The following is a 26,585-nucleotide window of genomic DNA, read 5'->3' as shown; positions in this document are numbered from 1 at the left end:
GCTTACCTCCCGGTCAGGCGACGCACGCGGTCGCGGTGTTCTTCAAGGGTCGGGGCCCTGGCCTTGGCCGGACCAGCAGGCGCATGGGCCTTGGCGAAACCGGCCATCATGGCCGTCAGCTGCCACATCGAGGTCGCCCGGACCTCCTGCGCGGACAGGCCTAGGACGGCTCCTTGTCCATAGAACCAGGACCATCGGAATCGTCCGTCGGGCAGCCGGGTTGGACTGGGTCCGGCGACCCCTCCCGCTTTTCCGCATCGTCGCCCGGCCGATCATCGGGATCGCCGCTCAGCAGGGCATCGATCACATCACCCGCCACCATCGCAGCCTTGACCAGCGTCCCCGGTTTCAGGCTGCGTTCGACCAGGCGATAAGCCGCCTCGGCCTCCATGCCCGCCCCGATCAGGCCCAGCCGAAGGGTCTGGCGCACGTCGTCGATCAGGAAGGTGCCAGAGGCCAGCCGGGACTGAATGGCCATCAAAGCCCCGGCACCGGCCCCTAATCCGGCCTGGCGCAGTCGGTCCCCGCGCAGGGCTTCCAGGTCCTCGGCCGGGCCGATGGTCAGGGCGAAGGGAAAATCGCCCTCGCCCAGGAAGCGGGTGATGTGTGCGGAATGGGACATCAGGCGATGCCGAAGTCGAACTCGAAGTCGCCGGTCGTCGAGATCGAGATGTCGAACGCCTGGTCTTCGCGATGCTCGCCGCCGATGCCCAGGCTGTCGAAGATCCACGTCCCCTCGACCTCCCAGCCGCCCGCGCCGCCCGTGTCCTGGACGATCTTGCCGGGGACGGCCTCGCCCGCCGCCCAGGTCTGGACCATGGTCTTCTGCGAAGCGGCATCGGCCATGCCGGAACCGGTGAACTTGACGTCCAGGCCCTTGACCCGCCGGACCTTCTTGGCGGGCTTGGACGGGTCCGTGCAGTTGGCCCGGCTGCCCTCATAGACTTCTGACGTCAGGTCCAGCTTCGTATTGGTGTTGATGGAGCACGAAGCCCCATAGACGGCGGGGATCACCCCGTCCGCGCTGGTGCGGATCAGGAACAGCAGCTTTTCGCCGGCGATATGCTCGGCATAGACATCGGGCATGGTGGCCTCCTGGACTTGGCCTCGCGGCCGGGTGGCGGTCAGGCGGTGCGCTGGACCGAAAGACGATAGGTCGAAACGAAATGTTCGATGCCGGGCGAGGGGTCGCCCACGGGGCGGCTGCCGTCGAACCGCGCCGACGACACGCGCCAGCCGGCCAGGGCCAACGGCTCATCCAGCGCCAGTTCCACCGCATCGGCCAGGTCCCCCGCGACCAGGCTGCTGTCCGGACCCTGCGCCCAGCTGTGAAGGGTGAAGATCAGCTCGCCGGACCGCCCGCAGGAGGCCAGGCCCTTGATCCACTGCGGCGCATCCAGGGTGACCCTCGGATAGACGTCAGGAAACCCGTCTCCCGCGAACACCGCGCGCCCGTCCGTCGTGTTCCCGACGATGGCTGTCACGGCGGCTGTATCCAGCAGCCGATCCGCCATCGCGACCTGACCCTGGCGAACCGGGTTCACTTGATCGCCGCCGCCGCCTTGGCGGCCTTGTTCGCCGTGCGGACGACGCGGCCTTTCAGACGCTTTTTCAGGGCCCGCACCGTCGGATAGAAGAAGGGCTGGGCCCGGCTGCCGGGATGGGTCCGTGCGACCTTGCGGGTGCGGCCCGTCGGATTGGTGGTCGAGGCTCCGCGAACACCGGGGGACGTGCCGAACTCGACCCAACGGGCATAGAAGGCGACGTTGTTTCCGGCAAAGACCTCGACCGCCAGACCCTCGTTGCCGAGCGCCGCAGACCGGGCCGTCGGGGTCTTTCGAATGGCCTGTGTCGCCGAGGTCTCGGGCGCCTGACCAGCGTGCGCCCAGCCGATCGAGGCGGACAGATCGCCCGTGCCCGCAGGCGCAGCCCGCGCAATCGCATTAGCCAGTTCGGCCGCGCCCTGTTCCAGAGAGGTCGCCGCTGCCTCGCGCTGCAGCCTGGGCAGGGCGGCGATCTGTCGCTTGAGGCGATCCAGTCCCTTAACGGCCATCGGTGCCTCCCGCCTCGCAAAGGATGTTCAGCCAGCGGTCACGGCCGCCCTCGACCTCGCCGATCGACTTGATGCCCCAGACGCGAGCGGGGTCGCGGGCATCGACGATCCGGTCATCGGTCGTGACCGTTCGCGTCCCACTGTCGTATCGGACCGTGATCTCGAAGGGCTGGGCCGCATTCTGGCGCGCGGCCAGCACCCCCTCGCCGCCCATGCGCGCGACGACGCGCGCCGACCGTTCGATGCCCAGGGCCACCCAGCCGCCCTTGACGACCCCGCCGATGTTCCCCCCGCTGGCCCGCCGCTCGAACCGGACCTTGTCGCGAAGCTCAGAAGCCTTCGGAGCGAGCGCCATCGGCGACCCCCGCAGGCTTGGCGGAGACAGAGGGCTGCGCCCGACTGGGCGTCGGCAGCGCATCAGCGGCACCCGCCGCGATCGCATCATCCGCGCATTTGCGCTTCACCGAAAAATCGCCCGGCGGATAGCTGAGAAACGACACACCCTTACCGGGAACGCGCCAGTTAAACTTCCTCCTGAACCTGACCCACGCCATCAAAAGGCCCTTTCACGGAAGAGGGACAGAAGATCATCACGGGTCCTGGCAGACTCGAGCCCCTGCGCCACGCCGATGGCTATCGCGCGCCCTCTCGCCTCGCGTGTCACAGACACCTCCATGCCTGCGCGATAGCCGATCGTTACCCCGGCATCACCTGAAGGCCGATAATCATAATCAACGAGGAAACGGACGCGCATGTCACACCCCGACCCGGCGGAACGGGGCGATCAGCACATGAATCGTCGGGTTGATGGCGATGGCGGAACCGTCAACGCCAGCCTCCCGGTTTGCGTATAGATCCCCGACTCTCAGCAAGAGAGCCGCCTTCAATGCGCCCGGCACGTCCGCAGCAGCCGTTCCAGCGGTGAAAGTCACCGTAACAGCACCGGATTGCGCGCGGGTCGAAGGCCAAGACACATCGAACGACGTTTCGACGAACGAGCCCAGGGCGTCATGACGCAACACATAGTCCGCGCCATCCATCGTCTGCGTGTCGCCGTCCGCGGCCACATAAGCGACGCTGGCGACCGTGGCAGCGGGGAGTGGCAGACGAAGCCGAGATTCGAAACCGTCAAACGTCTGCGACCACGATTGGGTGACCAGGGCGCGGCCAAGAATGCCGGTCCAGCCGTCCAGCTCCGACGTAGCAGCGTTGATCAGCAGGCCGATCAGCGTGTCATCGTCGCTGTGATCGACCCGAAGGTGCGCCTTGGCCTCTGCCACCGAAACCGGCGTAGCCGAAGGCGCAGACGTGCGGACGGGCGCATACGATCCGTGCATGACCCGTCCGTTCATCTTAGGCCACCGGCCCATCGGCAGGATGGCCACGCAGAACCGTGATGCCCGCGATGATCGACGTGCCGCCGTTCTTCGTGACCACGGTGCGGACGTAGCGTTTCCCGCCCTTGTAGCCGACACGATAGACACTGTCCGCAGCCAGGGACGCCGGGAACGAGCCCAAGCGATCGGTCGAAGCGGTGTCGGCAAAGTCGCCCGACGTAGCGGTGTCGGAATGTTGCAGCTTCACGGTGAAGTCGCCAGCGGAGGCGATAGCGCCGGTCTGAATCAGGACTTCGGCACTGTTGAAGCCCTGCAAATCGATTGCAGACGAGGTGGCAGTGGCAGATTGAACAGCCGGGATAAGCGCCGCAATCGGCGACAGATGGGAATGAAGGTCTTTCATGGACCTGTCCTTTAAAAAAATGGGGGAAGGGGTGGCGGACAACCGAAGTCGCCCGCCGTCAGATCAGGTCGAGCACTTCAACAGCTTGATGGCCTCGAAGTTTGTCACGCCGCCACCGACGCGCTTCGTGGTATAGAAGTGCACGAAGGGCTTGTTGGTGTAGGGATCACGCAGAACGCGGACGCCGAAGCGGTCCACGATAGTATAGCCGCGCTGGAAGTTGCCGAAGGCGACCGGGAAGGCGTTCGCAGCCAGAGCGGGCATGTTGTCGTCATTGAAGACGGGTTTGCCCAGAATGGTAGCGACCTCGGCGGTTCCCGCAGGCGGAGCCCAGATGTAGTTGCCTTGGCCATCCTTGAACTTTCGGACGCTGGCCATGACGGCATCCGACATCAGCCAGGACGCGCCGTTCCGGTAGCCGGATTTCAGCGCGTAGTAGAGTTCAATCAGGGCATCGGACGGGTTGGACGACGCGAAGGCGGCGGCAGCTCCCGAGGCGATGAAGCCTAGACCGCCCCATGCGTAGGAGGCGTTGGCAGCGTTGGTGTAGGACAGGACGCCGCGCGGCTTCAGGACGCCATCGCCGGTCACGAAGGCTTCGCCCTCTTGTTCGGCAAACTCGATCGAGACTTCGTCGGCAAGCCAGGCCGCGATGTCCACGCGGGCGTCGTCCAGCAGCGTTTGGGTCGCAGCCGGGTTGGCGTACAGTTCTTTCGCATTGATGGCGATTTCGCGAAGAGTCGGCGACGCGGTTTCGGGACGAGACTGCTCTTCGCCCACCCAGCCAGCACCCGCACCGCCCATGTTGACCAGCTTCTTGTAGGTGTCGCCCGAAATGCTGACAACGCGCGCTAGGCTGCGCATGGTCGAGACAGTGCCCAAGACACGATCAATCCCGGCTTCCGTCTGTTCGGGAACCAAGTAGCCGCCGTCCGGGTCGGACTGCGTGGTCAGCTTGGCCTTAACTTCCAGTTCGCGGATGTTGGCAGCCGCATCGCCCTTGCGGAAGAAGCGGTCGAACGCAGTAGCATGAGCGGCTTTGTCGGGATCGACAGCCGAGCCCGCTCCGCCAACGATGGCAGCAGCTGCCTTCTTGTTGGCTTCGTCCACGGCGCTTTGCAGCTTGGTGATTTCCGCGTTGATGCGGTCCACCTGTTCGGTCTGGACGACGTCGGCCTGGCCCTTCTTCAGGTCGGCCAGCTCTTTGTCGTTGGCAACCTTGAAGTCCTCAAAGGTCTTCGTCAGCGTGTTCAGAATCTTGTTCGGGTCGGCATCGGCGCGAGCGGCGACAACACCGCGAATGCGGTTCGCTTGGGTCATAGTCTTTTCCTTTGGTGAAAGTCGGCCTTAGGCCGGGGTCATGCAGTCGATGAGCCGCTGAACGGCGGCGAGGTCGGGGCCTGCATCACGCGCGGCCTCAGGCTGGCGACTTGCATCACGCGGGGTCGCGATGAGTTCGGAAAGGATCTCCGAACGGTCGTTGCGGGAGACACCGGCTTTCGCCAAGGCAGCTTCCGTTCTGCGACGAGCCATGACGGCCCGGCCAGGGGGGCCGGCGGCGCTGGCGCTCGCCTCGGTACGGTTGCTGTCCACAGTGTCCGCAAAGCCGTTCTCCACGGCCTCGGACGGACCCATGAAGGTCTCCGTATCCATCAGTTTGACGATGGCGTTCCGGTCCATACCGGTGCGGGCCTCGTAGATGTCCGCGATGGCACTGTCGAACCCGTCGAACACGGCCGCGCCGTCTCGCATGTCGTGTCGGTTGCCGACGACCACGCCCCACGCATTGTGCACCATCATGAAGGTGCCCAGGCCCATTTTGATCTCGTCACCAGCCATAGCGATGATCGACGCCGCCGATGCAGCCCAGCCCATGACCTCAATCGTCACCTTCGCAGGGTGGTCCCGTAGGAGGTTGTAGATCGCGATGCCCTCGAACATGTCGCCGCCGGGCGAGTTGATCTTGACCGTGACATCGTTCTTACCGATCGCTCGCAGGGCTGCGCCCATGCGCTTCGCCGTGAAGCCGCCGCCGGTCCAGAAATCTTCCCCGATCACATCGTAGACCGATATCGTGTTCGGATCGTCGGCTTCTGCCGCCTGGGGGCTCTCAGCCCATTTAGCCAGCACATCCGAAGGCGCGTCCCATTGGAAGTTGGAGGGCTTCTGGAAGGCCTTGGCCTCAGGCAGTTTGCGAAGGCTCATTCGTCCCTCCATTGTCAGGGGTTCCGCCAGCCGTATTCGGCGGGTCGTAATAGATATCGCCGCCCTCGCGCGGGTTCTGATCTTCCAGGGCGCGGACTTCGTTCGGGCTGGACACACCCCACTGAAGGGCTTTGACGTGCGCCTCCCAGCGAGCCTTGATGTCGCCGCGTACCAATGCGGCCCGGTTAAACAGCGCGTACAGATCGGGCTCGCTATCCGAGATCAGATCCCGGTTTATCGTCTCTTCCCAAGTCGTCAGATCATCCTCAGACGTGAAAGTGACAAAGCCTTGGGTCTGGCTATCGATGCCCGTGCCCCAGCTCGTTGACTTCTCCGTGTCTCCGATCATGTGCGGCGGAACGCCGAAGAACATGGCGATATCAGTCCGCGAGAACTTGCGGCTTTCGATCCACTGAGCATCCTCAGCCGTCATGGCCATGGGCGTGTAGGTCATTCCCTCTTCGAGGATCAGGGTCTTGCCGTCCTGCTCACCGCCGGAACGGAAGCTGTCGAGGCTTGAACGCAAAAGCTCCTGACCCTCAGGGCCGAGCTTGTTCGGATGCGAAAGCGCAGCGCTCACCCGAGCGCCATTTTTGAACGTCGAAGCCCCGTGGCTTTCCATGGCCAGCGACAGGCCAATCGTCTCGCGGGCGTAGGTGAGGGCCGAAACCCCGTGAACGCCGTCGAGGGTCAGTCCGACAAGGTGGAAAACGTCACTTTGCCCGAGCGTGACCTTCCGGCCATCCGCGCGGGTGTAGGTGTAGGACAGGGACAAGTCTTCTAGTTGCTTACACTCGACCCGATCCGGGTGCAGCGGAACCACCTCAATCACATTGCCCCGCGAGACAACCTTCATCGCATAGGCGTTGCCCCTCAACATGAGGTGCGCCTGCATCATCCGTCGGAACTGCGAAGGCGTCTGCCAACGGTTCGGGCGACGGCGGAGAACTGTCCACAACGGGTGATCTGAAGCATCTTCCCGCGTCCGCTCGTCAACACGGCGCTTCACCGCGAGCGGCATATTCGCCACCACGCCAGAGCGAAGACGGACGCACGCGAATACCGCTGCAACCCGCATCGCCGTGTCGGGCGTCACCGAAACGCCAGCCGCCGAAACCACGCCACCGCGAAGCGCCTCTTCCAGGTCCTGCGAGGTCCTGATCAAAACCCCGCCGGTCGCATCCTGAAAGGTGTTGCGAGGCTGTTCGGCGGGCCCTTTTGAGAACCAGCGATCCCAGATTGCCATCGGCCCTCCTTCAGAGGATCAGGAGTCCGCGACCCTGGTAGACAGAAGGCCCTTCGCCAGGACGTTCATTTGAAAGCGCTGCACCAACCGCCATGGCAGAGGTAACCAGGCCGTCGATCCAGCCGCGGGAGCGTTTTTTGTCGAAAGCCCGGTTTTTCTGGCCGTCCTCGACCACAAGGGCGTTGCCGGCGCAGAAGTAGGTCACCGGGTTGTTGTCGATCACCACCGTCTTTTTAAGGATCGCGTCTTCGAAGCGCTCGATTGAGCGCGGCATGCAAAGCTGCCGATCCTCGAACATGATCCGCGTGCCTTGGGCGTGGGCGACCAGCTTCAAGCCTTCGCCCTCAGTTTCTTTCGGCCCTTTCCAGCGCCAGACCGGGAACCCGATTTGCTCACAAGCGGCGATGAAATCCTCGATCATCGCAGCGTCGAAGGCCAGGAACTGCAGTTCGTGCTGGTCAAAAATCTGGGCGACCTGAGCCGCCACGAATGTCTTGTCGATCACCGCGCCGGGGTTGGCGGTCACATGGCCATCGGCGACCCACTGCTCGATTGGCGCACCGGACCTGCGCTCCCGGTCGGCCAAGCCGTCCTTCGTCGTCCAATACCAAGTCTTGGCGTAGAGCTTCCCGGCCTTCAGCCAGACGATCGTTAGGGCCGTGAGGTCGTTTTTTTTCGAGAGGTCGAGGGACGCCCAGCATGGGCAACCCCGGAAGTCGTCTGGATCAACCTCGCCAAGCGAGGCGGCCCACGCCTCCTCCTCAATCCAGAAATCAACAGCTCCGGTTGGGATGCCGAAGTAGAGGCGCTTCACCGACATGGCCGTGGAGGTCATCGACCGGGCCGAAATCACCTCGCCGCGGATGTTCTCGACTGGGAATGTGATGTCGAGCGCGGGTAGGGCCTTCACCCATGCCGCCTCGTTGTCGAAGATCGTCTCGCGGTCCGCCTTATCGACGCGAGCAATGAAGGCGAACGCCTCGTCGTCCTGAATCTCGCCCTTAAGGACCCGCTGGAATAGCTCGCTGAAGCTGGTCCCGACTAGCTGGGTTGAGGCTGGGGTGTTGGTCCCAAGCAACATCATGGCGTCGCCGGGCATCTTCGCGATGGCGCGCTGCCAAGTTTCGATCGGCGTGGAGAATTTGAACTCGTGGATCTCGTCGGCGGTGACGAGTGTGGGGCGCGGCCCCGAGATCGCCTCGCCGTTGGCCAGAGCCTGAAACTTCGATCCGGTGTCGGGGTGTTCGATCTTCCAGGCGTTGTCACCTTCGCCTCGGATAAGCACCTCACCCCGGCTGACAAGGCTGTCGCTTTCGTTTTCAGGAGTGTCCGGCAAGTTGGCGCGGCACATGGCGACCGCATCCTTGAACAGCACGTTCGCCGTGGCCCGGTCCTGGCCGATGGCATAGACCTCGCTGCGCGCGGTGCCGTGCCATCCCATCATGTAGAGGCCGACTGCCGCCATCAGAGGCGACTTGGCCTGGCCCTTGCCCGTCTCCAGCCATGCTCGCCGAAACCGGAGCCGACCGCTGGCCTTCTTCCAACCGAACAGGCTGCCGACGACGAAGACGTGCCAGGGCAGAGGGAGGAACGGCTGACCCTCCTTGGCACCGGCAGTGACGGTGAGAACAGCGGGGAAGAACCCCAACGCGCGCTCCGCTGCCTCGACATCGAACCGCAATCCATTGCCAGGGCTCTCTGCCAAGTCCTTCAGATGTCGGGCCGCCGCGAGTTTCGCGAACTCGCCCGAGATGATGCGGCCAGCAACGACGTCCTGCGCCCACCGCGTGGTGGCGTCAGGAACGGGCAACCGGTTTGAGATACGAGTCCGACGCACGAGCCGACCTCGCTTTCCGTTCGACCTTTCCCGCCGTGGCCCGGCGGCGAGGCGATAGACCCAGCTCAGCCTCTAGCGCCGCTGCGTCCGAACCCGCCTCGCGCATGGCGGTGAAGTGCGGGCTGATACGCGCGATCGCTTTGGTGTTACCCCGTCGCGGCTTCGTCACTGCGCCTTGCTCGGCGACCTCGCGGCTCGACCGGTCGAAATTGATGTAGGCCAAGACGAGCCTTTGAACAGCGTGGCGGTTCGTTGGCGAAAGCGTGTTCCGCTCCCGCATCTCCGTAATCACGACCCGCCAGTAATCTCCAGCCGCTGCGACCTCTAGGTCATCGGTCAGGAGCATCCGCCAGTGCGGTTCCGGGACGATGTCGCCAGTGCCGGGAATGACGTCCATGCAAGTCCCCTACTACGTAGGGGTCCCAACTTTTAGGTTCGAAACACGTCTCGGTGCGAACGCTGGGACCCCGCCGGTCTTCATCCGACTGGTTTCTGAACTTCTCTGTGCCCCCCCCTGACTATGGGCGGGGTCGGTTCCAGGGGTGGGCTCGATCCTTTGGCCGTCCAGAAGAATCACAGCCTGGTTCATATCCCAGGGCTTCGATCTTCTGCTTCCTGCTGGAGTGGCAGCGCCATGGTGAGGCATCGCAGAGCGTCTGGAGCTCACCTTCCCAGAACAGGCTTAGGTCGCCTTTGTGAGGGATGACGTGATCTGCGACGGTGCCGACTGTGGTGCGGCCCTCTGCCTTACACATCTGGCATAGCGGTTCGATCCTTAGCTGTTGTCGCCGCCGACCGTTGGGCCCCTTCCATCGGGCTTGGTTGTAAAGGTGGCGATAGGTTTGAGCCTCAGCACTGCGCTCAAGTCTGTGCGATCTGGCCGTCACGTCCCCTCTGGCCGATGGAGTGGTCTGCCCACAGCGAAGATAACGTCGTGCGTTGAGACGACTCATGGACGGGTATCCGATGGCCTCGACCACCACCGGTCATTCAAGGAGCCATCACCATGGCCAAGAAGTCAGCGCCCACGCCCAACTACCGCAACTCTGAAACGGGTCGCTTCACCACCAAGGAAAAGGCCGAGAGGAAGCCGAAAGAGCACGAGAAGGAAAAGCGCAAATAGCTCGAGCTCGATGCAGAGCGTCCTAAGCTGTCATGGGCGTGGGACGTTCTGCATTCAGCCACCCTGCCCAGAAACAGAAAGCCCCGGCCCTGCAAGGTCCGGGGTTTCTTGCGTGGAACGGTCCACGATGAACTTTGTGCAGTCACTGTGGTACGCTTTGACCGGTCCGTCAAGTGGACGCGATATCATCAAATGTCTAACCTTGAGACCGAAGCCGCTAGGGAACCACGCAGTCGTAGATCGCCCGATAGCTCTCCATACGATTGAAGCGCGCGACTTTCTGATACTGAGCACAGTGCCGGTCAGCTAGCGGGAGCGCATCCATCTCATTCCAGACGTTGCTAATCGTCACGTAAGCAGCGTTCCCAACTACATTTTGCCCAAACAGACCGGGATAGATTTTGTTATCGGAAGTGGCGCAGCCCCCTATAGAGAGCGCTGCGAGCAACATCAAAAAGCGCACCAAAATCCCCTATGCCAGCCGGACTTTGACGAAGCTAACAGGCTTTGCCCTGGTTGTAAGGGCCACGTTTCGCGTGTTCGGGCACGAAGGCTTTGATCGAGCCAACGATGTCTTCGAAAGACCAGCGCTAACTTAAGGTGCAGGCTGCAAAAAACAAAGCCTTCGCGGTGTCCAACGGCTTCTCCGCGCGATGCCGTTTAGTCATCGCTCCCATACCCCAAAAGCTCGAGCCGTCTGGTCCAGTAGGCGACGTTCGCCTCATCGTGCTCTTTGCTCTTGGCCGTCACATCCGTGGTCGGCTGACCAGGCACGCCTCGCATATATCGGACGCCGCGCTTGATAAGGGCGAGGCGGTCAAGCGCCGCCTGCCTCTGGTTGACACAGTGCAGGAGCTCTTCTTCATGGGTCATGCCCCAACATAGCATCCCCGTGCTGAAGCGCGACGGTCTGTGTCAGACGCTCGATTGACCGGCCCACTGCGATCAGCCGACACGCCGCCGCCGTTCTCGAGGCCCGAAATCCAGAAAGGCACGGTTCTGCTTCTTGAGGCGCGGGTCGGTCTCTCCAGCGAGAGCCTTCTTTTGCCTGAAAAGCTCAGCTTCTATCGACATCCTATCAAGTGGTCCTTGCCCCACTTGAACTGCGATCATGGCCCGGACGACGGACCAGTAGAAGCTCACAACTGCCCCGTTAGGCGCGCGGATGTCCCAGCCCTTCAAGCGCCAAAACTCGATCAGCGTTGCAGCGTCATATTCATCGAACTCATCCGATGCGCCGGTCAGGTCATCGGCTTCCTCTTCCGGTGTTGGCTGCGGAATGTCGGCTGCGCCCCAATAGTCCAGACCGAAGCCTAGTGACTTGAGGACGCTCACGGTTAGCTGCCGGGTTCTTTCGTCGGATGAGGTGTCGAGATGGGGGCACAGCTCGAGGCGCGCGTGAAGCTGTTCGGCACCTGGCAGATCAAGCAGTCGGATCAAAGGAATCGCTCCTGTTGTTCTTGCTATGTTCCTGGGATTGAAGGTGTGCAGTCAAGCTGCCGCGCGCCTCGAAATGCGTTCGACCTCAAGTACCTGTGCACCGGTCTCTTCATCGACATAGACCGTGCGCTCGGTGTAGGCCCGACCGTTGGCTTGCGCTGACGGCTGAGGAGCGGTGTACGGCTCAGCGGCTCGGGGCGAACGCAACGCTTGCCGCACCTTGCCCAAGCCGCTCAGCAGCAGATCCCGCTTCCGCTCCCAGGCCGTGCCTTCACGCCCTGCCGACCGCTGAATGAGCCACTGCGGAAAACTGTCGTTGACGCACACATCGGTGACCTCCGATCGCTCCGACAGCGTCATCGCCGAACAGGCGGCTTTCCACTTCAGCATTGCGGTCACCGAGGCCTGATCAGACTCGACTGGGTCGCGCTCGGCCCGATCAAACACCCTGTCCCACAGTGCCACCAGCTCAGCGTGTGGCAGGCCTGCAAAAAACGACTTCGCATGCAGGGTGACCGAAAGAGACACCTCCGTTGGAACGTCGACTTCCAGAAGCGAAGACACGGTGCCGCCAGGACGGGCGAACCCAGCAAGGCGGTGCAGGCTCGCGAAGCGGAGTCCCGTCAGATAATCTTCGTTCGAGATCCAGCCGTTTGCATGGGCCACGTCCAAAGGGACCAACCGCTGGTTCAGCTTGTTCAAGCCGAAGGCCTGGCGGACCTCGACACTCCGCGCGTTGGGGCCGGGCGGCTTCAGCCGACCGTTCGGATAGCGTTCGCCATCTTGGCGAGGCCTTCCTCCGAGGGGGCCCTTCCGGATGCGGTTCTTGGTGCCTTTGGCCATTTTTAGGCTGCCTCTCTCGGTCATGGGCTGGTGGCCAGCGTCGCTGGCAAGGGGAGTTGGGAGTGTGTTCTCAAGGGGCCGCGACAGGCTTCATGCTGCGATCGCCAAGTCACCGCCTGATGCGATCAAACTGGCAGGAGCGCGGCATCCGGGCTCGTCGGGAGTGGGGCCCAGATGGTCGGGCCACGCCTCTCCATGTCGCCAGAGATCGATCACCTGGACCCAAACGTCGTCGCTGACGTCGTCAGGCCTCTCCTGGGTTCGCCAATTCAGGTGCCGACCATCCCTCAGCCACCGGGCCATGCACGGGGCACCACGATCTCCGCAGACCTCACTGACGCGCGACCGGAACCGCTGAATGAGCGTCGGTAGCTCCTCGCGGTCTGCCGGCGGGAGCTTGCGCCACTGCGCCAGCGTCTCCGCCTTTCGCGATCGGCCGGTGACGTGCGGATAGGCCTTCCAGACCGCCTCGAAGGGCTGGGGGTAATCGAGCTTGGGCTTCGGTTCGGGTTCGGCTGGCGTCGCGTCAGCGACAAGAGCGAAGCTCTCTTCTTCTTTAGATGTCCCTGTCCCTGTCCCTGTCCCTGTTCCTGTCTCTTGGAGCAATTGTCCCGAGAGACATGCGCCCGTGTCCCCAGGGACAACCGGGGGACCTGGAGGCTCTGGTTCGGGGGACACCCCTGCCAGAAACTCCTCGTAGGTCGGGGACGGATAGTTCGTGTTGTTGCGCTGGTTCGCCTTCTTGATGCGGGCCAGTTCGCTGCGCCAACGCTGCTGCCTTTTGCGTTCCCACGCCTCCAGAACCTGCTCGGCCACGACCGGGTGATACAGCCTACCGTCGGAGCATTTCACAAAGCCGCGCATGGCCCCAGCGCGATGCTTCCGAAAGGTCCGGACGTCACGGCCCAGGCCGATCAGCTTGGTCAACACTGCCTCATTGTCGGGCAGAGAACCGGCTGGGATCTGGTGCCAGGACGCAGCCCAGAGCAACAAGGCATACCAGCAGGCTTCCGGGCATTCCTCGCTCGCCAGATCGCTATCGCGGAGGCGCGCCACATGCAGCGGCATGAACGGGAAGTCCTGCAGGTCGCAATCGGCGGGGGTCAGGGGCTCGGTCATGAGGTCCAATCCCGGACCGCCGAGCAGTCCGTCATGCAGTAGGACAAGGCTTGGCCACGCGGCCCGTTCGAGTTCTTGTCGATGATCCAGTAGAAGTGGTTCTTCACCTTCTGGAGCTCGGCCAGGCGCTCGGCCTTGGCCATGATGTCTTCGTGCTCGAACGGCTCCCGGTAGTAGTACTCGGGCCGGTAGATGAAGATGACCTGCCGGGCATTTTCAGCGATCGCTCCCGAGTCCTTGATGCTGGACAGGCTAGGGCGCTTGTCCTTCGAAGGGCCGTTTTCGACGGTTCTGTTGAGCTGGCACAGGGCGACGACCGGGACGCCCAGGCGCTTGGCCATGATGTCGAGATCGTTTGAGACGTCACGCGTCTCCGCTGTGACATTGCCCTTGCGGTCCTGCGTCGGGCGTATCTTTCCGATGTGGTCGATGATGACCGGGCCGGGTTCGATGCCGACGCGTCGCCACTCGCGGTGCAGCCGGACGGTGGCCGCCTCGATCTGCTGGACCGTCCTGCCAGGTCGGACGTCGAAATGGATCGGCCATCGCGACGCGGTTTGTTGCGCGACTGTCAGTCTGGCGAACTCGTCCTCACTCAGGTCACCCGCAATCGCGCGGTTGATCGTGATGTTCGTGGTCCGCCCGCTAAAGGCTGGAGCCGAGCGGTCATAGGCTAGGTCGCAGGCCAGCCTCATGCCCATGGGAGCCGCGCCCATTTCCAGCGAGAAGAAGGCGACGCCCTTGCGCAGACTGCCGTTTGCTTTGGCGATCTGAAGCCCTGCGATCGTCTTGCCCATGCCGGTCCAGGCCGCGACGATTGTCGTCTCACCCGCATTCAGGCCGCCAAGGATTTTGTCGACGTCCCTGATACCCACCGGGTAGCGGATGGCTCCGTTTCGGGCACGGGCGGTCGCGATGGCTTCCTCGATCATGTCACCGGCCTGCAGCCAGGCGGTGTCCACACTCGTCTTTTGAGCGACCTCGGCGGCACGGCGTTCGAACGTGGCCAGAATCGCATCGCCGGTTTCATCGGCCGTATCTCGGGCCCGTGCCACAAGTTCCACACCCAGGGCATCGAGGGCGCGTCGGGTCTGAAGATCGCAAAGGATGCCGGTGAGCGAGTCGATGGCGAGCGGCGAAGCCTTTTCGATGACATCGAACAGCGCCCGGACACCGCCCCATTCGTTAAAGCCTCTGTCGTCTCCCAAACGATGGGCGATCGCCTGCGGGTCCATACCCGAACCCGAGGATCGCAGATCGAGAACGGCAGCCCATATCCTCGAATGAACCGGGTCGACGAAGGCCTCGGGCGTAAGGCGCTCGAAAGCGGTATCGCACTGGCCAGGTGAATAGATGGAGGCCGCAAGCGCATGGAGCTCGACCTCGGCATTCCACAGGGACTGGATCATGCGGCCTCTCCAAGCTTCTGCACCGTGGCGGTAATGGCGGCGGCTGCTTCCAGACCCTCACGCACGGCGATCTGCCTATCGACGCGTGACGCACCCGGTTGGGATGCCGCCATCATCGCCGCGGTGAACTCTCCCGCTTCCCTTGCGGCGAGCGCAGCGGCAGCGGTGAGCTCGGCAGCATCGGCGGCAGGGGCAGCCGCACGCTCCAGCCGCAGCTGATAGACTGCCAACATGGGGGGCTCACCACCTCCCGCCGCCAGATACTCGGCATCCAGGCGCAGGGCATCCTCGACGGTCGGCTGGGCACCCGTGTCAGGGTCGGACCAGTTGCGAACCGTGCGTTCTGCCTTGCCCACAGCCTGGGCCGCACCATCCCAGCCCAAGCGGCCGGCCACTCGGGTCACGGCATCGGCGAATGACGATGGGCAACGGACCTTCGTCATGCCGAACACCGTTGCAAAATGCCCCGCCGTTCGCACGCGACAGTGGACGCATAGGCGATCATGGTCAGCCTCGACAGACGCCAAGGACCACCCCATGCTCTCGATTGATGGAAACCTCGACTATTACCGACTGGCTGCAGTCTGGTGCCGCTTGGGCAGCACTGTTGATCAGTGTCGGCCATCTCTCTTGGCAGGCTTGGGCGGGCTGGGACGCACGCAACAACCGCATAAGGGCGGAAGCCAGTCGTTTCGGGCCAGGAATCTGGCGCATTTTCATCACATACGATGGGAAGGACCGGTCCTCGCAGCTTCAGCTGAGGGCGAGGATAATCAAAAGCCAATTCGAGGCGGCGCTGATAGCGGAACGCCAGGTCCCAGTTCGCCGCGACAGTCACAACGAGCCCGATGTGGATACGGTGGCCCTGACCACAATGACGGCAGCGCGCGAGATTCTTGTCGAGATGGATCACCTGCCGTCCCCGTCATTTGCTTCGGAGGCCGCAGTGTTTTTGAGGTGGGTAGACGAAGAAGAGCCATTGCGTCTGCGGATGGAGGTCGAAGCGCAAGGCCGACTTTTTTCGCTGAGTGCGAGAACAATGTTGATCACACCCACGAGGTAAGCACCGCCTATCAGTGCCCAATTGATCAAGTGCAACGCGTCATGCGTCATGCAGGCCCCCTGTGATGGACGACCAGAACGAGGCTTGGCGTCGCCTGACAGACGCGCGGCTCAAGACGCTGGAGGCAGCCGTAATGCCGCGTCGGGTGCGCCGAAAAATGGACGGCAAACCGCTCCCGGCTCTCTCGTATGAGCCGGGCGATCGCAGACCCCTGACCAAATGGATGGAGCTGCGCATCCTCGCGCTGGAAATGATCCTGCGGCTTTGGCTAGATGCCGACGTGGCCAGGGCCGACGAAGTCGACTGCGAAACGTATGAGACCCTAATCAGCGGCGAGCTGGACCTGATGGAGGTCTGGTCCCGCTCACAGGTCGAACCGGACTTCGGCAGACGCGAAGCCATGGCCATGATCCAGCAGGCCCGCGCCATCCTGACGGAAACGCATACCTGGCCTCTGATTGAGATCGAGGAGAAGGTTCGATGAGGATGGGGCCGGGAAACGATGGGCCGGAGCCTGATGCACTCTTTCTCCAAGCAATCAGACACGCCGTGGCGGCTGGTGCATGCTCTCGAGCTGCTCAGGTCGATCGTACCAGCAGCCGGAAATGGTTTCGCGTGGCTGAGGCCCAAAGGTGCGCGTTGCGAGAGACCTTGGGTCACGCAGCCCTCACCATTGAAACGGCATGCGTGGCTGCCAGCACCTCGAGCGTCACGCCCTTTTGGGAGTCGCCCGAATAGGCAGAGATGGCTGCCCAATACTGGCCGGGTATCGCGTTTCTTTGGCACCAAGCGCGAACACGCAAAGCTCCCACACCATAGGCTGGCAGGCCGATTGCATCGGCAAGAGCGGCAGCACCGCCGAGCCGCTTCACGATTTCGGAGACAGTCATGGGCACTACGTTATCATTTGTATCGCACAAATCAATACGCATCGTATCGTGTTGGATGGTATGGGCGATATGATGGAAGCCCATTCTAAGGAACAGGTTGGCGCGCGGCTCAAGCAGGCCAGGAAGCGCATTTTCGCTACCGCCAAAGAGGCCGCTGACGCCCTGGAGATGAAGGACGTTACAGTTCGGGCCCACGAAGCGGGGCGCAACGGCGTCAGTTATTACGATCTAGAGCGCTACGCCCGGCGATACGGAGTTGCGCAAATGTGGCTTCTAACTGGCAAGGGACAAGATGAGCCTTCAACGGATTTCACCTCAGAGATAGGCGAGTTCGTTTATGTCAGTGGCTGGGTCGATGATAACAGTTGGTTTCCTGCCAACGAGGGTCAAGGCGGCGACGGTTATGTGCGGACCGATGAGGGTTATGCTGAACGCGTGAGCTACACTGACCCCCGGTTTCCCGAGGGAATGGTAGAGGCGTTTAAGGTTCGAACCTCAGCTAAAGCAGCAACCTATATAGACGGAACAATCATCTTCTGTGTTGACCGGTCTGCCGTTCCTATAGGCCTTGGCGATCACGTCATAGTGGTCCGGACGAGAGGCGAATTCGACAATGTCTCCGCACGTGTGATCGACGTTGACCGGGACGGGGTTAGGTTGCTCAGATCTCTTACTAGCGACAGTCCGCCCATCAGAATGGAGGAAACCTCAAAAGAGGATTTGCCCCATATCAGCGCGCTGATTGTCGGCAGCCTGACCCGCCGGCCCGCTCCAAAGATCGGGATCGAAGAAATTAAGCGCTGGGAGCAGGACAGGGCGGGGCAACGCCGTATGATCCATGAAGAGAATAGCGAAATCGCGGCCGCGTATTGGGCGAAACGCGAGGACGAGCCATCGTAACGATACGAATAATATCGTGCGCTATTGACGGCTTGCGATACGATCTGTAGCGTTATTCATCAACTCGATGGAGCTATAGATGTTGGCCCAAACCCAAACCTCGCGCGTGACCGATGCAGTATCAGTTGTCACCGCGGCCGAGCGTGCACTGGCCGCCGCCAAAATGCCCCCGAAGCGCCGCCAGTCAGCTCTGGACAAGGCCATAGCCGCCGCCGACGCCTTCATGCAGGGCGAATACGCCCGAGTGAGGGATACCCACACCGCTGCAGAGGCGGCTGCCATGGTCTGGAACGACCATGACGACCTCGCCGATGAAGCCGAGGCATTAGTGCCTGCGCCTGCCAAACTGCAGTTCCCTCTCGATCCGGCCAAGGAGATGGTCAGCATGGAGCTGCGTTATGCTGACGGCAGCAGCAAGGTCGTCGACTGTGCCAAGCGGGACGCCTTTGTCCCATCCGATCGGGCCAGCCTGATCAAGCATTGTGCCGAGGCCGGCCTCAAGGCGAAGCCCCATCTGGCCGCTTGGGACCAGTGGGCCAAGGACAAAGAGTCAGCCGTTGCCCGGGCAATGCCCGACGGCTGGCAGGCTGACATGGACGCATTAGATGCGGCTGATGCGGCCTGGCAGGCCGCACTGGACAAGCGGGATCTACTGGCCATCGCCATCATGAACGTGCGTGTGGACAGCGCAGCGGAAGCCGTCCGCCAGGTTGAGGCCTATTCCCGGCTCATGGAGATCGAGAACGGCCATTATCCTACCCACACTGACGCGCTGACGATCGCAGCGTCCCTGTACGAGTCGCTTCGCCGTCTGGCCAAGAGTGAGGTCCAATGAGCATTCCAGCCTCCGTTGCGAACGACCAAACGCCCCTCATTGCGGAGCTTTCCGCGTCCGAACGCGCCCTACGAGCAATCGCCTTCACCACCGACCGGCTCCTTGAGCGTGCACGTCTCAGGCCCTCCGATCGGGAGGCCCGCGCTGCCTATTACGACGATCGAGCGGCGAGCTACGTCAGCTTGGCAAAGGACAGCCCAAAGCTGCTCGAAATGGCCGGCCTCAACCAACTCGCCGCAAACATCATGCGGTCGGAGGCAACGACATGATCGTCCTCCCCCTCATCTGTGCCACGCTCCTGATGTCGGACGGTGACTCCGGTCGCTGCATCACGGCGGACGGCGAGCAGCATCGGATACGCCTCCAGGGCATCGATGCGGGGGAGGTCAGTCCCTTCACGCGGTGCCGCCAGCAGCCGGGCATATGGGCGTGCTCCGACGTGGCTAGGCGCTGGGCTCCTGCTGCGCGCGAGAGGGCTCGTGCGCTGGCCGCCGACGGTGCCTCCTGTACCGAGGTTGATCGCGACCGCTATGGACGCATCGTCGCTGTCTGCACCGTCGGAGGCAGGGACATGGGAGAAACCCTTGTCCGGGAGGGTTTGGCGATCAGCGACCCCATTCACCGGAACACCTATGGCGATGAGCAGAGAGACGCTCAGCGCGCTTCCAGAGGGGTTTGGCGTTGAGGGCCCGCGCTGATCTCGGGCCGCCGCAACGGCACCTGCATGCCGGGTTCGCTCATCGCTTCGGAAGCAGGCCCGGCGCGAAGGCTCACTTCCAATTCGCCGTCCTCCCGACCATGGGTCTGACTGAGCGCGATCCCTCCGAGGGTGAAGGCGCCCAGGATGATAAGCGCGCCCAAGCCCACGCCATTGCCGATCTTCAGTTTCAGGTCGAGTTCCACGTCGGTCTCTCAGCGGTTAAGCCGCCAGTCTCAGACCGTCCTGAAACCGGCAACGCGCTTGCGAACCTGACGCTTTGCGAAAAGGGGGTGGACCGGCAACGCACGGTGACCTCGCGGAATCGAAAGGCTGCCGCTTCGCTCTGTCATGGTCGGCGTACCCCGGTTGGATTTCCGGCTACCAAATGGGGGGTGGACAGAGGACAGCCCGCCGACCGACAAGCCACTTCACATTGGAGAGTGGACTAATGGGTGCCACTCTCGAGGTACAGGTGCCTAGAATTGGCCCCGCAACCGAGGCGCTGATCTTCGCAGCCTTTGGGAACGCCTGTACGATCACAGCCGACGCTGCCGCGCGTTTGCTCGGCTACGACGTGAAGACCCTACGCCAAATGACGGATGCCGGATTGATCAGGGCCGTCCTTCGCGGGGCGCGAGGCGTCCGTGCTTACACCGAAGGTGACATCCGTGCCTTCCTGACAGAAAGTGCGAACCAATGTCCGTCTATCGCACCCCGAAAAGTCCGTACTGGCAGTACGACTTCCAGCAAAAGGGTCGCCGATTTCACGGCTCGACGGGCGTCGAAACGCGCCGCGCAGCTGAAGAAATAGAACGCCGCATCCGCCGCCAGGCGGCTATGGGCGAACTGGACGACGCGGCCCAGATGACCCTCGACCAGGCTGCCGGCAGATGGTGGGCAGAGCATGGATCCACCCTTCGCGGCGGAGACCGGCTGGAAGCCCGCATCGAGCGCGCCGTGATGGCCGTCGGCCCCCAGACCCGCATCGGGGCTATCACCACCGATGTCGTTGCCCGGGCCATCCAGACCCGGCGAGGGCAGGGGTTCAAACGGTCAAAGGCCGACGACGCCCGCGAGTATCTGCCCAAGCCCGGCACGGTAAACCGGGACATGATCGACTCCCTTCGCCCCATCCTGATCCGCGCGCGAAAGGTCTGGGGTGCCAAACTCCCCGAGATCGACTGGCAGGCGCTTCGGATGAAGGAGCCCAAGCCCAAGCCGCGTGAGTTCGCCGGCGACGAGCTGGACCAGGTGAAGGCGCAGCTGCGGCCTCACTGGCATGACCTGGTCGACATGGCCGCCCGCTACGGCTGCCGCCTGTCCGAACTATTCTTTCCCCTCGATGACCTCGACGTCTTCGACTTGGGCAATGCCCGTGTGAAGCTGCGCGAGCGCAAGGGCGGCGACGATCACATCGTGCCGCTACTGCCTGAGGATGCCGCCATGCTGGCCGCACGGAAGGGACGGGCCCAGGCGGCCAATCTGGAAACGGTGTGGTTTCGGGAGCGGCGCCTGCCCGGGCCGGGCGGCAAGACGGTCCTGCGGGCCCTGACCTATGCCGGGGCCTCGATCGCGCTTCGCCGCGCCATGACGCGGTCGGGCCTGCGCGCGGCCAAGGGGATGAAGGGTGCCCACGATCTTCGCCACCACAGCGGCATGCAGATGCTGCGGGCGACCGGCAATCTGCGCCTCGCCCAGGCCCTGCTGGGGCACGCCGATATCAAATCGACCATGGTCTATGCCCATGCTGTAGAGGGGGACGTGCGCAACGGCTTAGCCAAGGTTCACGCAAACGCATTTTCTGCCGCGTCGAGCGACACCACCTCAAGTGACAAAAAGACCGGGTGATGGGGATTTTGTCTCACGCCTACGGGCCCATTTTGCGGCACAGCAGGCGGCGGTGCGGCCGGAGAGGTACAAAAACCGGGGCGTTTGGCTAGGCCGCCAAGCTGACCCTATAAATGTCTGAGATGGGTGGTTAGCGGACTCGGCTGGCGGCGTTCCAAAAAGGCCGTCGATCGACACCACAACGCGATCTACTTGTGTCAAAGCTCGGTTTCTTCGAGGTCGCGAAGGTCCCGCCCTCGAGTCTCGCGACCCAGCCAGAGGATTAATATTAGAGCTCCAGCCATCGGTACGCCAATTAATGCCGCCGCTACCCCGAACGGCGGCGTCAGGGCCGCGACGCTCAGCCCCTGAGCCAGCAAGCCGCCGAGCTTTGAACACCCGGCGATCCAGCCCGTTGCTCGGCCACGTATCCGCAACGGATAGTTCTCGGCTGTGTACGGTAGAATGATCGAAATTACGCCGCTGGACCCGACGATCAGAAGTGCAAGGGGAGCGATTGGGTCCGCCAGCCACTCTACGCCCGCACCCCGCATGAGGAACCCGACGAGGCCCAACGCAGTGACGCCCAACATCAAGGCGAGCGACTTCTTGGTGGACCATCGGCTGTACAGCCAGACAGATACCAGCACGGTCGGAGCGGCGATAAGGGTCGATTTGGCGATCAGGCCCCCCGCAGCTTCCATGCTGCGTCCTTCGGCGACCAGAGCACCCGGCAGCCACAACAGAAGACCAAAGTTGACCAGCCCCCAACTTAGCGCTGCAAGCGTGAGCGCGACGGTCACGCCCAGGTGCCGACGATCGACGGGGGGGAGATGCGAGTGATCTCCCCGCGTCGGCCCAGGCTGATCCTCGGCGTTTGAGCGAACGACCGCTCCGAACCGGGCCAGCACGGCTCGCGCCTCGTCTATCCGGCCGATGTGCTGCAGAAACCGAGCGGACTCGGGCAGCAGTGGGCTGAGCGCGATCAGCAGCAGGCCTGTCGGCAGGTTCAGGAACCACATGATGCGCCAGCCCCAATCCGGTTGCAGCCAAGCGGCCAAGACGCTGGCGGCGAAATAGCCACCTACCGCCCCTATGCCCCCCACTAAGACCAGGGCCCAGCCGCGATGCTTAGTCGGCATGATCTCAGCCAAGAGAGCGTAGGCCACCGGCAACATGCCGCCAGCCGCCGCGCCCATGAGAAAGCACATGCCGACATTCCACCAGAAATCCGGCATGGCTCCGCAGATCGACGTACCGATAAACATCACGCTGGACAGCAGGATCGTGGCTCGGCGACCGTAGATGTCGGCGAGCCAACCCCAGACGAAAGAGCCAACCACTGTTCCCGACAGTGCAGCGAAGGGCAGAACCGCCACCATGGCACCGCCGACGCCATACTCGGCGCTCATCCCAGGCGTAACAAAACCCAAGCTGGCCGGTTTCATGATGTCGATAATCAAGGCCAAGGCCAGCAACGCCATCATGCCCCAGTGCGCTCGCGTCAGCGGCGCATCCTCCGGCGGGGCTATGATTTCGGCGGTCGCCGCAACCTCGATCGTTGCCGGCAACAGACCATAACCGGTCAGCGCAATCCCAACCAAGATCGCGGCCATGCCCCACATCATCCCGGCGTCCATGGCCATCCCGACTAGCTGGAACCCCATGTCGCGGCCCATCCAGTACATGGGCAGGTGCAACACCACCCCTATCGTGACTACCAAGCAACCCAGCCAGAAGGCCCAGGCATTTCTGCGAGATTGAAGCAAATTTCGTTCCCCCAAGGATCACTCGCGCGTAGCCGAGTTCGATCTCGAGGCAAAGCTACTACTTGGCAACCGTTGGATGAAGGTCCGATATGGGTCGGGAGCGGACCGTCGCTTAAGGGTGGGATGCGGACGTTGACGGCCCGCTTCGCCGACCATACGCCGTGGGCATGAAGGCTGCTCTTACCCTGTCCTTGTATTGCGTTGCCGGAACGATGCTGACGCTGTTGTCCACGTTCGTCGGAGAGCGTTCGGCCTCGGCTGTTTATCCGGAAATCATGGGATGTGAGTCAGGGTGCGCCGTCGTCGCAACCGGCTGGCCCCTGATGTTTGTGCGCGACTATCTCGGTATGTCGGTCGTCCGCACCGCCGACATCATGGAGGTTTGGTTTGCCGCTGATCGGTTCGATTGGCCTCCATTCCTGATCAACGCAGTCTTCTGGAGCCTTGCTCTTCTGGCTGCTCATGCCGGTCTCCGTCGATTGCAGGCGGCGCAACGGTAGTCCGATCGGTCTATATCGGTCTAAGACCGCAATGGGTCGGTAGCAGTCCTAGCGTGTCGGGCGCGAAGCGGACATGGAGCGATCAATAACCGAAGACATCGAGTTTCCACCCCTGTCCGGCAACAGACTCTTGGCACAGTTCGCAGACTGGTCGGCACACCAGCCCTGCCACATAATCACCTGGTTCCGCCATTCGAGGCAGGTGTCGAAGTTGCCGACCAGAAAACTCGGGCGCAACACAATGGCCCCGGAATAGTCCCGGAGTGGGCTTAGGGGGAGCGGAAAAGTCCCTGCCGGATCAATCTGCTAAGGCCTCCTGCGCAAAGCCTTCATAACCCACAGGTCGGCGGTTCGAGCCCGCCTCCAGCCACCATTTTCCTTAGAGACCGCGATACGCCGCTGGACGGCTTGCCCGTCGAGCGGTGCGGACGGCAGGAAACCCAACCGGCGCGGAATGATGGAGGATGAAGGCTCCGGCGCCAGGCAGCCTTCATCCCATCGGCCTACACGGACGGTACCGTGCCGCCGTCGATGACGAACTCTGCACCATGGATCGCGGCGGCGCGGTCCGAACCCAGATAGGCGATCAGGTCGGCCACTTCGCGCGGTTCGGCCCCGCGGCCGATCGAGATGCCGCCAAGAGCAGAGAGGACGGACTGTCTGGCGTCTTCGAGCGTTCCGCCGTTGGCCGCCTGTATGCGTTTGAGGAACACATCGGAGCCTTCGGTCATGATCCAGCCCGGAGAGACCGTGTTGACCCTGACGCCTTTGGGGCCGACCTCCTTGGAGAGGGACTTGCTGTAGGTCCGCAGGGCCGCCTTGGCGGCGGCATAGGCCGTCGTGGCCTCCGGCAGCGGCAGGACGGACTGGATCGACGTCACATGGACAACCGCCCCCGAGCCGCGCTCTATCATCTGGGGAATCAGCAGGCGATCCAGGCGGACCGTAGCCAGCAGGTTCAGGTTCAGCTCCGACAGCCAGTAGGCGTCCGTCAGGGCCGCAAAGCCGCCGCCGGGGGTCGTGGAGCCGCCGATCACATGCGCCAGAATGTCGACACCGCCCATGTGCCTGAGAGCGGCAGCGGCGACAGTTTGGCCGCCCTCGGCCGTTGTCAGATCGGCTTGGACGAACTCGACATTGTCGAGCGGCTCGCTCGCGCCGCGGGCGGCTGCGACCACCCTGGCACCGCCAGCCCGGAACCGATCAACGGTCGCCCGCCCCAGTCCCTTGGTGCCGCCGCTGACGAGCACGCGTTTGCCTGCAAACTCAGCAGGATCGATGGGCGCGCTCATGCCGTGATCTCCAGGGCCGTGATGGCATCGCCTTCGAGGTCGAAGCGATAGGTGAAGCGAATGGGGCTGCCCTTGAAATCGCCATGCGCCGGGCCCTCGACGACCACCTGACCGTCCTGATGCCGGAGGCTGTCGGGGGTAAAGATGGCTTTGACGGGCAGGACTTGGTCTTCGAACAGGGCCCTCAGCTCTGCGCGCCCGGCATGGCGGCTGCCATTGTCGATCACCACGGCGTCAGGAGCGAAAGGCTCCAACATGGCATTGATGTCCAGTCGGGCATTGGCCGCGACAAAGGCGGCGATGGGATCCGGAAGTTGAAGAGTCATGGTTGTCCTCTGCTGTGCGCGAAACCGAGCGAGGCTTCGTTTCATCACCCCAAGGTAGCCCTAGACATCTGCCGCGATAATCGGGACAAAGTGGCATGATGTGTCGCGAAAAACGGGACAATGCCGAAAAATAGCCTCTCAGAGCTGGAAGCGGTTCTCATGGTCGCCCGACATGGGAAGTACCGAACGGCCGCTATCGAGCTTGGCATGTCCACGACCGCGCTCAGCAATGCGATCGGAAAGCTGGAGCGGACGCTGGGTGTCCGGCTTTTCAATCGGACCACGCGGAGCGTTTCCCTGACCGAGGCAGGCGAGCAGTTCGTCGCCCAGGTCGCTCCGGCCCTCCGTGACATTCATGCCGCCATGGATGGCGTCCGATCACGCCAGGAGACCCCTTCGGGGACCCTTCGCATCAATGCCTTTCCGACGGCGGCGCGAGAGATCTTCGTCTCGCTGATCCTGCCGTTTCAACGCCTGCACCCTCAGATCCATATCGATATCGTCACGGAGGGACGGTTGGTGGACATCGTCGCGGGCGGGTTCGACTTCGGGATCAGAAGTGCCGATCTCGTGCCAGCGGACATGTTTGCCCTGCCGCTAGGTCCGGAGCGGCGAAATGTCGTGGTGGGCTCGCCGGATTATCTGCGAGCGCGGGGGACGCCGCTGACCCCTCAGGCGCTCGCCGACCATGCCTGCCTGCGTGTTCGGCTGCCCAACGGGGCCATCCACCGCTGGCCGTTCGAGATAGGCGGGAAAACGGTTCATATCGACGTCTCCGGCCCACTGACCCTGGACGAGGCGAGCTTGGCCCGCACTGCCGCTCTGGGCTCGATGGGCTTGGCCCTGGCCATGGAGTCCGACGTGCGCGACGACATCGAGGCCGGCCGCCTCGTCTGTGTGCTGAACGACTGGATGCCCGCCCTGCCTCCCTTGAGCCTCTACTATCCCAATTGCAGGAACCCCACGGCCGCCTTTATGGCCTTTATCGCCTTTGCCCGCCGCTCTGGGGCGAGGGACTGACGGAGGCACAAGGGCCCGGACGGGCAGGGGGTGACCCTTTGGCAGGTGCTGCCCTGCAACCGTGCGGAAGGATCGGCGTTGTTGGCTTAACTCCGAACCTTCAGCGAGATCGCATCATGACCTTTCGTCCCCGCACCCTGATGGCCGTCGCCGTGGCTATGTCGCTGGGCCTGGTGGCCTGCACCGAGGCTGAGCAAGACGAAGTTCAGGCCGAGACCAATGAGGCGGCGGCCGAGACCGGCGCGGTGGCCTCGGAAGTCGGCAACGACCTCCAGGCGGGCGCGGCCCAGGCCGGCGAGGTCATCGAATCGGGTGCCATGAAGGCCGCTCAGGCAGTCGAAGAAGGCGCCGGCGATCTGGCGGATCGCCTGGAAACCAATCAGGCCGAAGCTGCGGCCGAAGGGCGGCCGGGTGCCGTCGATCCCGCGACCGACACCCGCCAGTAAGG

At 63.0% G+C, this 26,585-nt stretch carries 32 protein-coding genes; 10 read left to right on the top strand and 22 right to left on the bottom strand.

All coding sequences use genetic code 11. The features are described from left to right. Nucleotides 1-2 precede the first annotated feature (2 nt). The 18 genes from JIP62_RS15245 to JIP62_RS06965 form a co-directional block, all read right to left on the bottom strand. Entirely contained in the window at nucleotides 3-128 is a 126-nt protein-coding gene (locus JIP62_RS15245) for a hypothetical protein (RefSeq protein ID WP_269145473.1), read from the bottom strand. Nucleotides 129-160: 32 nt separating this feature from the next. Further along, a complete protein-coding gene (locus tag JIP62_RS07045) occupies nucleotides 161-622 on the bottom strand; it encodes a GTA-gp10 family protein (protein ID WP_201104279.1) in 462 nt (153 codons plus the stop codon). Further along, on the bottom strand, nucleotides 622-1,086 hold the full coding sequence (locus JIP62_RS07040) for a hypothetical protein (RefSeq protein ID WP_201104278.1): 465 nt from the start codon (nucleotides 1,084-1,086) through the stop codon (nucleotides 622-624). The genes JIP62_RS07045 and JIP62_RS07040 overlap by 1 nt, the downstream gene beginning before the upstream one ends. Before the next feature lie 38 nt (nucleotides 1,087-1,124). Further along, a complete protein-coding gene (locus JIP62_RS07035) occupies nucleotides 1,125-1,544 on the bottom strand; it encodes a DUF3168 domain-containing protein (RefSeq protein ID WP_201104277.1) in 420 nt (139 codons plus the stop codon). Continuing rightward, nucleotides 1,541-2,053 carry an HK97-gp10 family putative phage morphogenesis protein gene (locus JIP62_RS07030; protein WP_201104276.1) on the bottom strand — a complete coding sequence of 171 codons (513 nt, stop codon included), beginning with the start codon at nucleotides 2,051-2,053 and terminating at the stop codon, nucleotides 1,541-1,543. Before JIP62_RS07030 ends, JIP62_RS07035 begins: the two co-directional genes overlap by 4 nt. Next, the gene (locus JIP62_RS07025; protein ID WP_201104275.1) at nucleotides 2,043-2,408 is read right to left on the bottom strand and encodes a head-tail adaptor protein; all 366 of its coding nucleotides are present in this window, start codon (nucleotides 2,406-2,408) and stop codon (nucleotides 2,043-2,045) included. Before JIP62_RS07025 ends, JIP62_RS07030 begins: the two co-directional genes overlap by 11 nt. Before the next feature lie 400 nt (nucleotides 2,409-2,808). Next, nucleotides 2,809-3,438 (bottom strand): head-tail connector protein, encoded by a 630-nt coding sequence (locus JIP62_RS07020; protein ID WP_201104274.1) that lies wholly within the window; start codon nucleotides 3,436-3,438, stop codon nucleotides 2,809-2,811. Continuing rightward, nucleotides 3,407-3,793, bottom strand: a complete 387-nt coding sequence (locus JIP62_RS07015; RefSeq protein WP_201104273.1) for a hypothetical protein — start codon at nucleotides 3,791-3,793, stop codon at nucleotides 3,407-3,409. The genes JIP62_RS07020 and JIP62_RS07015 overlap by 32 nt, the downstream gene beginning before the upstream one ends. Nucleotides 3,794-3,856: 63 nt before the next feature. Next, nucleotides 3,857-5,113: a phage major capsid protein gene (locus JIP62_RS07010; RefSeq protein WP_201104271.1), complete on the bottom strand. Its 1,257-nt coding sequence runs from the start codon at nucleotides 5,111-5,113 to the stop codon at nucleotides 3,857-3,859. A gap of 27 nt (nucleotides 5,114-5,140) precedes the next feature. Beyond that, nucleotides 5,141-5,923 (bottom strand): head maturation protease, ClpP-related, encoded by a 783-nt coding sequence (locus JIP62_RS07005; protein ID WP_230974890.1) that lies wholly within the window; start codon nucleotides 5,921-5,923, stop codon nucleotides 5,141-5,143. Between the two features lie 52 nt (nucleotides 5,924-5,975). After that, the gene (locus JIP62_RS07000) at nucleotides 5,976-7,244 is read right to left on the bottom strand and encodes a phage portal protein (protein WP_201104267.1); all 1,269 of its coding nucleotides are present in this window, start codon (nucleotides 7,242-7,244) and stop codon (nucleotides 5,976-5,978) included. 10 nt (nucleotides 7,245-7,254) lie between these two features. Then, nucleotides 7,255-9,054: a terminase large subunit gene (locus JIP62_RS06995; RefSeq protein ID WP_201104266.1), complete on the bottom strand. Its 1,800-nt coding sequence runs from the start codon at nucleotides 9,052-9,054 to the stop codon at nucleotides 7,255-7,257. Then, nucleotides 9,041-9,478, bottom strand: coding sequence for a P27 family phage terminase small subunit (locus JIP62_RS06990; RefSeq protein WP_201104264.1), 438 nt, complete (start codon nucleotides 9,476-9,478; stop codon nucleotides 9,041-9,043). The genes JIP62_RS06995 and JIP62_RS06990 overlap by 14 nt, the downstream gene beginning before the upstream one ends. Nucleotides 9,479-11,149: 1,671 nt before the next feature. Further along, nucleotides 11,150-11,644 (bottom strand): hypothetical protein, encoded by a 495-nt coding sequence (locus tag JIP62_RS06985; RefSeq protein ID WP_201104262.1) that lies wholly within the window; start codon nucleotides 11,642-11,644, stop codon nucleotides 11,150-11,152. Between the two features lie 51 nt (nucleotides 11,645-11,695). Continuing rightward, nucleotides 11,696-12,511, bottom strand: coding sequence for a hypothetical protein (locus JIP62_RS06980; protein WP_201104260.1), 816 nt, complete (start codon nucleotides 12,509-12,511; stop codon nucleotides 11,696-11,698). A gap of 66 nt (nucleotides 12,512-12,577) precedes the next feature. Further along, a complete protein-coding gene (locus JIP62_RS06975; RefSeq protein ID WP_201104258.1) occupies nucleotides 12,578-13,606 on the bottom strand; it encodes a hypothetical protein in 1,029 nt (342 codons plus the stop codon). Beyond that, nucleotides 13,603-15,015 carry a replicative DNA helicase gene (locus JIP62_RS06970; protein WP_201104256.1) on the bottom strand — a complete coding sequence of 471 codons (1,413 nt, stop codon included), beginning with the start codon at nucleotides 15,013-15,015 and terminating at the stop codon, nucleotides 13,603-13,605. The genes JIP62_RS06975 and JIP62_RS06970 overlap by 4 nt, the downstream gene beginning before the upstream one ends. Beyond that, nucleotides 15,012-15,458, bottom strand: coding sequence for a hypothetical protein (locus JIP62_RS06965; RefSeq protein WP_201104254.1), 447 nt, complete (start codon nucleotides 15,456-15,458; stop codon nucleotides 15,012-15,014). The genes JIP62_RS06970 and JIP62_RS06965 overlap by 4 nt, the downstream gene beginning before the upstream one ends. A gap of 107 nt (nucleotides 15,459-15,565) precedes the next feature. On the opposite strand from JIP62_RS06965, the gene JIP62_RS06960 reads away from it, so the two are divergent. From JIP62_RS06960 to JIP62_RS15335, 6 genes are all read left to right on the top strand, one after another. After that, on the top strand, nucleotides 15,566-16,078 hold the full coding sequence (locus JIP62_RS06960) for a hypothetical protein (protein WP_201104253.1): 513 nt from the start codon (nucleotides 15,566-15,568) through the stop codon (nucleotides 16,076-16,078). Nucleotides 16,079-16,142: 64 nt separating this feature from the next. Beyond that, entirely contained in the window at nucleotides 16,143-16,562 is a 420-nt protein-coding gene (locus JIP62_RS06955) for a hypothetical protein (RefSeq protein WP_201104252.1), read from the top strand. 199 nt (nucleotides 16,563-16,761) lie between these two features. Beyond that, the gene (locus JIP62_RS06950) at nucleotides 16,762-17,868 is read left to right on the top strand and encodes a helix-turn-helix domain-containing protein (RefSeq protein ID WP_201104251.1); all 1,107 of its coding nucleotides are present in this window, start codon (nucleotides 16,762-16,764) and stop codon (nucleotides 17,866-17,868) included. A 79-nt stretch (nucleotides 17,869-17,947) separates the two neighbouring features. Further along, nucleotides 17,948-18,703: a hypothetical protein gene (locus JIP62_RS06945; RefSeq protein WP_201104250.1), complete on the top strand. Its 756-nt coding sequence runs from the start codon at nucleotides 17,948-17,950 to the stop codon at nucleotides 18,701-18,703. Beyond that, nucleotides 18,700-18,972, top strand: a complete 273-nt coding sequence (locus tag JIP62_RS06940; protein ID WP_201104249.1) for a hypothetical protein — start codon at nucleotides 18,700-18,702, stop codon at nucleotides 18,970-18,972. The genes JIP62_RS06945 and JIP62_RS06940 overlap by 4 nt, the downstream gene beginning before the upstream one ends. Then, entirely contained in the window at nucleotides 18,969-19,388 is a 420-nt protein-coding gene (locus JIP62_RS15335; RefSeq protein ID WP_201104247.1) for a thermonuclease family protein, read from the top strand. The genes JIP62_RS06940 and JIP62_RS15335 overlap by 4 nt, the downstream gene beginning before the upstream one ends. Here JIP62_RS15335 and JIP62_RS06930 read toward each other — a convergent pair. Then, on the bottom strand, nucleotides 19,358-19,606 hold the full coding sequence (locus tag JIP62_RS06930) for a hypothetical protein (RefSeq protein WP_201104245.1): 249 nt from the start codon (nucleotides 19,604-19,606) through the stop codon (nucleotides 19,358-19,360). The two genes, JIP62_RS15335 and JIP62_RS06930, sit on opposite strands and share 31 nt — an antisense overlap. A 493-nt stretch (nucleotides 19,607-20,099) precedes the next feature. On the opposite strand from JIP62_RS06930, the gene JIP62_RS06925 reads away from it, so the two are divergent. Continuing rightward, on the top strand, nucleotides 20,100-21,251 hold the full coding sequence (locus JIP62_RS06925; protein WP_201104243.1) for a tyrosine-type recombinase/integrase: 1,152 nt from the start codon (nucleotides 20,100-20,102) through the stop codon (nucleotides 21,249-21,251). Between the two features lie 197 nt (nucleotides 21,252-21,448). On the opposite strand, the gene JIP62_RS06920 is transcribed toward JIP62_RS06925, so the two are convergent. Next, entirely contained in the window at nucleotides 21,449-22,933 is a 1,485-nt protein-coding gene (locus JIP62_RS06920) for an MFS transporter (protein WP_230974889.1), read from the bottom strand. Between the two features lie 233 nt (nucleotides 22,934-23,166). Between JIP62_RS06920 and JIP62_RS06915 the strand changes: the two genes are divergently transcribed. Further along, nucleotides 23,167-23,499: a hypothetical protein gene (locus JIP62_RS06915; RefSeq protein WP_143105871.1), complete on the top strand. Its 333-nt coding sequence runs from the start codon at nucleotides 23,167-23,169 to the stop codon at nucleotides 23,497-23,499. Nucleotides 23,500-24,002: 503 nt separating this feature from the next. Here JIP62_RS06915 and JIP62_RS06910 read toward each other — a convergent pair. Continuing rightward, nucleotides 24,003-24,791, bottom strand: a complete 789-nt coding sequence (locus tag JIP62_RS06910; RefSeq protein WP_201104241.1) for an SDR family oxidoreductase — start codon at nucleotides 24,789-24,791, stop codon at nucleotides 24,003-24,005. Next, on the bottom strand, nucleotides 24,788-25,117 hold the full coding sequence (locus JIP62_RS06905) for a nuclear transport factor 2 family protein (RefSeq protein ID WP_201104239.1): 330 nt from the start codon (nucleotides 25,115-25,117) through the stop codon (nucleotides 24,788-24,790). Before JIP62_RS06905 ends, JIP62_RS06910 begins: the two co-directional genes overlap by 4 nt. A 120-nt stretch (nucleotides 25,118-25,237) precedes the next feature. Here JIP62_RS06905 and JIP62_RS06900 point away from each other — a divergent pair, with 120 nt between their 5' ends. Together JIP62_RS06900 and JIP62_RS06895 are read left to right on the top strand one after the other, a co-directional pair. After that, nucleotides 25,238-26,137, top strand: a complete 900-nt coding sequence (locus JIP62_RS06900; protein ID WP_201104237.1) for a LysR substrate-binding domain-containing protein — start codon at nucleotides 25,238-25,240, stop codon at nucleotides 26,135-26,137. A 116-nt stretch (nucleotides 26,138-26,253) separates the two neighbouring features. After that, on the top strand, nucleotides 26,254-26,583 hold the full coding sequence (locus JIP62_RS06895) for a hypothetical protein (protein ID WP_201104236.1): 330 nt from the start codon (nucleotides 26,254-26,256) through the stop codon (nucleotides 26,581-26,583). Nucleotides 26,584-26,585: the final 2 nt, after the last annotated feature.

The sequence above is a fragment of the Brevundimonas vitisensis genome (assembly GCF_016656965.1).
GTDB classification, from domain to species: domain Bacteria; phylum Pseudomonadota; class Alphaproteobacteria; order Caulobacterales; family Caulobacteraceae; genus Brevundimonas; species Brevundimonas vitisensis.
This window is presented reverse-complemented; position numbering and strand designations above follow the sequence as displayed.

Bases quoted from the DNA above. Each gene is read 5' to 3' on its own strand.
- JIP62_RS15245 (WP_269145473.1), bottom strand. From the start codon at position 128: ATGTGGCAGCTGACGGCCATGATGGCCGGTTTCGCCAAGGCCCATGCG.
- JIP62_RS07045 (WP_201104279.1), bottom strand. From the start codon at position 622: ATGTCCCATTCCGCACACATCACCCGCTTCCTGGGCGAGGGCGATTTT.
- JIP62_RS07040 (WP_201104278.1), bottom strand. From the start codon at position 1,086: ATGCCCGATGTCTATGCCGAGCATATCGCCGGCGAAAAGCTGCTGTTC.
- JIP62_RS07030 (WP_201104276.1), bottom strand. From the start codon at position 2,053: ATGGCCGTTAAGGGACTGGATCGCCTCAAGCGACAGATCGCCGCCCTG.
- JIP62_RS07025 (WP_201104275.1), bottom strand. From the start codon at position 2,408: ATGGCGCTCGCTCCGAAGGCTTCTGAGCTTCGCGACAAGGTCCGGTTC.
- JIP62_RS07015 (WP_201104273.1), bottom strand. From the start codon at position 3,793: ATGAAAGACCTTCATTCCCATCTGTCGCCGATTGCGGCGCTTATCCCG.
- JIP62_RS07010 (WP_201104271.1), bottom strand. From the start codon at position 5,113: ATGACCCAAGCGAACCGCATTCGCGGTGTTGTCGCCGCTCGCGCCGAT.
- JIP62_RS07000 (WP_201104267.1), bottom strand. From the start codon at position 7,244: ATGGCAATCTGGGATCGCTGGTTCTCAAAAGGGCCCGCCGAACAGCCT.
- JIP62_RS06990 (WP_201104264.1), bottom strand. From the start codon at position 9,478: ATGGACGTCATTCCCGGCACTGGCGACATCGTCCCGGAACCGCACTGG.
- JIP62_RS06980 (WP_201104260.1), bottom strand. From the start codon at position 12,511: ATGACCGAGAGAGGCAGCCTAAAAATGGCCAAAGGCACCAAGAACCGC.
- JIP62_RS06975 (WP_201104258.1), bottom strand. From the start codon at position 13,606: ATGACCGAGCCCCTGACCCCCGCCGATTGCGACCTGCAGGACTTCCCG.
- JIP62_RS06970 (WP_201104256.1), bottom strand. From the start codon at position 15,015: ATGATCCAGTCCCTGTGGAATGCCGAGGTCGAGCTCCATGCGCTTGCG.
- JIP62_RS06965 (WP_201104254.1), bottom strand. From the start codon at position 15,458: ATGACGAAGGTCCGTTGCCCATCGTCATTCGCCGATGCCGTGACCCGA.
- JIP62_RS06960 (WP_201104253.1), top strand. From the start codon at position 15,566: ATGGAAACCTCGACTATTACCGACTGGCTGCAGTCTGGTGCCGCTTGG.
- JIP62_RS06955 (WP_201104252.1), top strand. From the start codon at position 16,143: ATGGACGACCAGAACGAGGCTTGGCGTCGCCTGACAGACGCGCGGCTC.
- JIP62_RS06950 (WP_201104251.1), top strand. From the start codon at position 16,762: ATGCGTGGCTGCCAGCACCTCGAGCGTCACGCCCTTTTGGGAGTCGCC.
- JIP62_RS06945 (WP_201104250.1), top strand. From the start codon at position 17,948: ATGTTGGCCCAAACCCAAACCTCGCGCGTGACCGATGCAGTATCAGTT.
- JIP62_RS06940 (WP_201104249.1), top strand. From the start codon at position 18,700: ATGAGCATTCCAGCCTCCGTTGCGAACGACCAAACGCCCCTCATTGCG.
- JIP62_RS15335 (WP_201104247.1), top strand. From the start codon at position 18,969: ATGATCGTCCTCCCCCTCATCTGTGCCACGCTCCTGATGTCGGACGGT.
- JIP62_RS06925 (WP_201104243.1), top strand. From the start codon at position 20,100: ATGTCCGTCTATCGCACCCCGAAAAGTCCGTACTGGCAGTACGACTTC.
- JIP62_RS06915 (WP_143105871.1), top strand. From the start codon at position 23,167: ATGAAGGCTGCTCTTACCCTGTCCTTGTATTGCGTTGCCGGAACGATG.
- JIP62_RS06910 (WP_201104241.1), bottom strand. From the start codon at position 24,791: ATGAGCGCGCCCATCGATCCTGCTGAGTTTGCAGGCAAACGCGTGCTC.
- JIP62_RS06905 (WP_201104239.1), bottom strand. From the start codon at position 25,117: ATGACTCTTCAACTTCCGGATCCCATCGCCGCCTTTGTCGCGGCCAAT.
- JIP62_RS06900 (WP_201104237.1), top strand. From the start codon at position 25,238: ATGCCGAAAAATAGCCTCTCAGAGCTGGAAGCGGTTCTCATGGTCGCC.
- JIP62_RS06895 (WP_201104236.1), top strand. From the start codon at position 26,254: ATGACCTTTCGTCCCCGCACCCTGATGGCCGTCGCCGTGGCTATGTCG.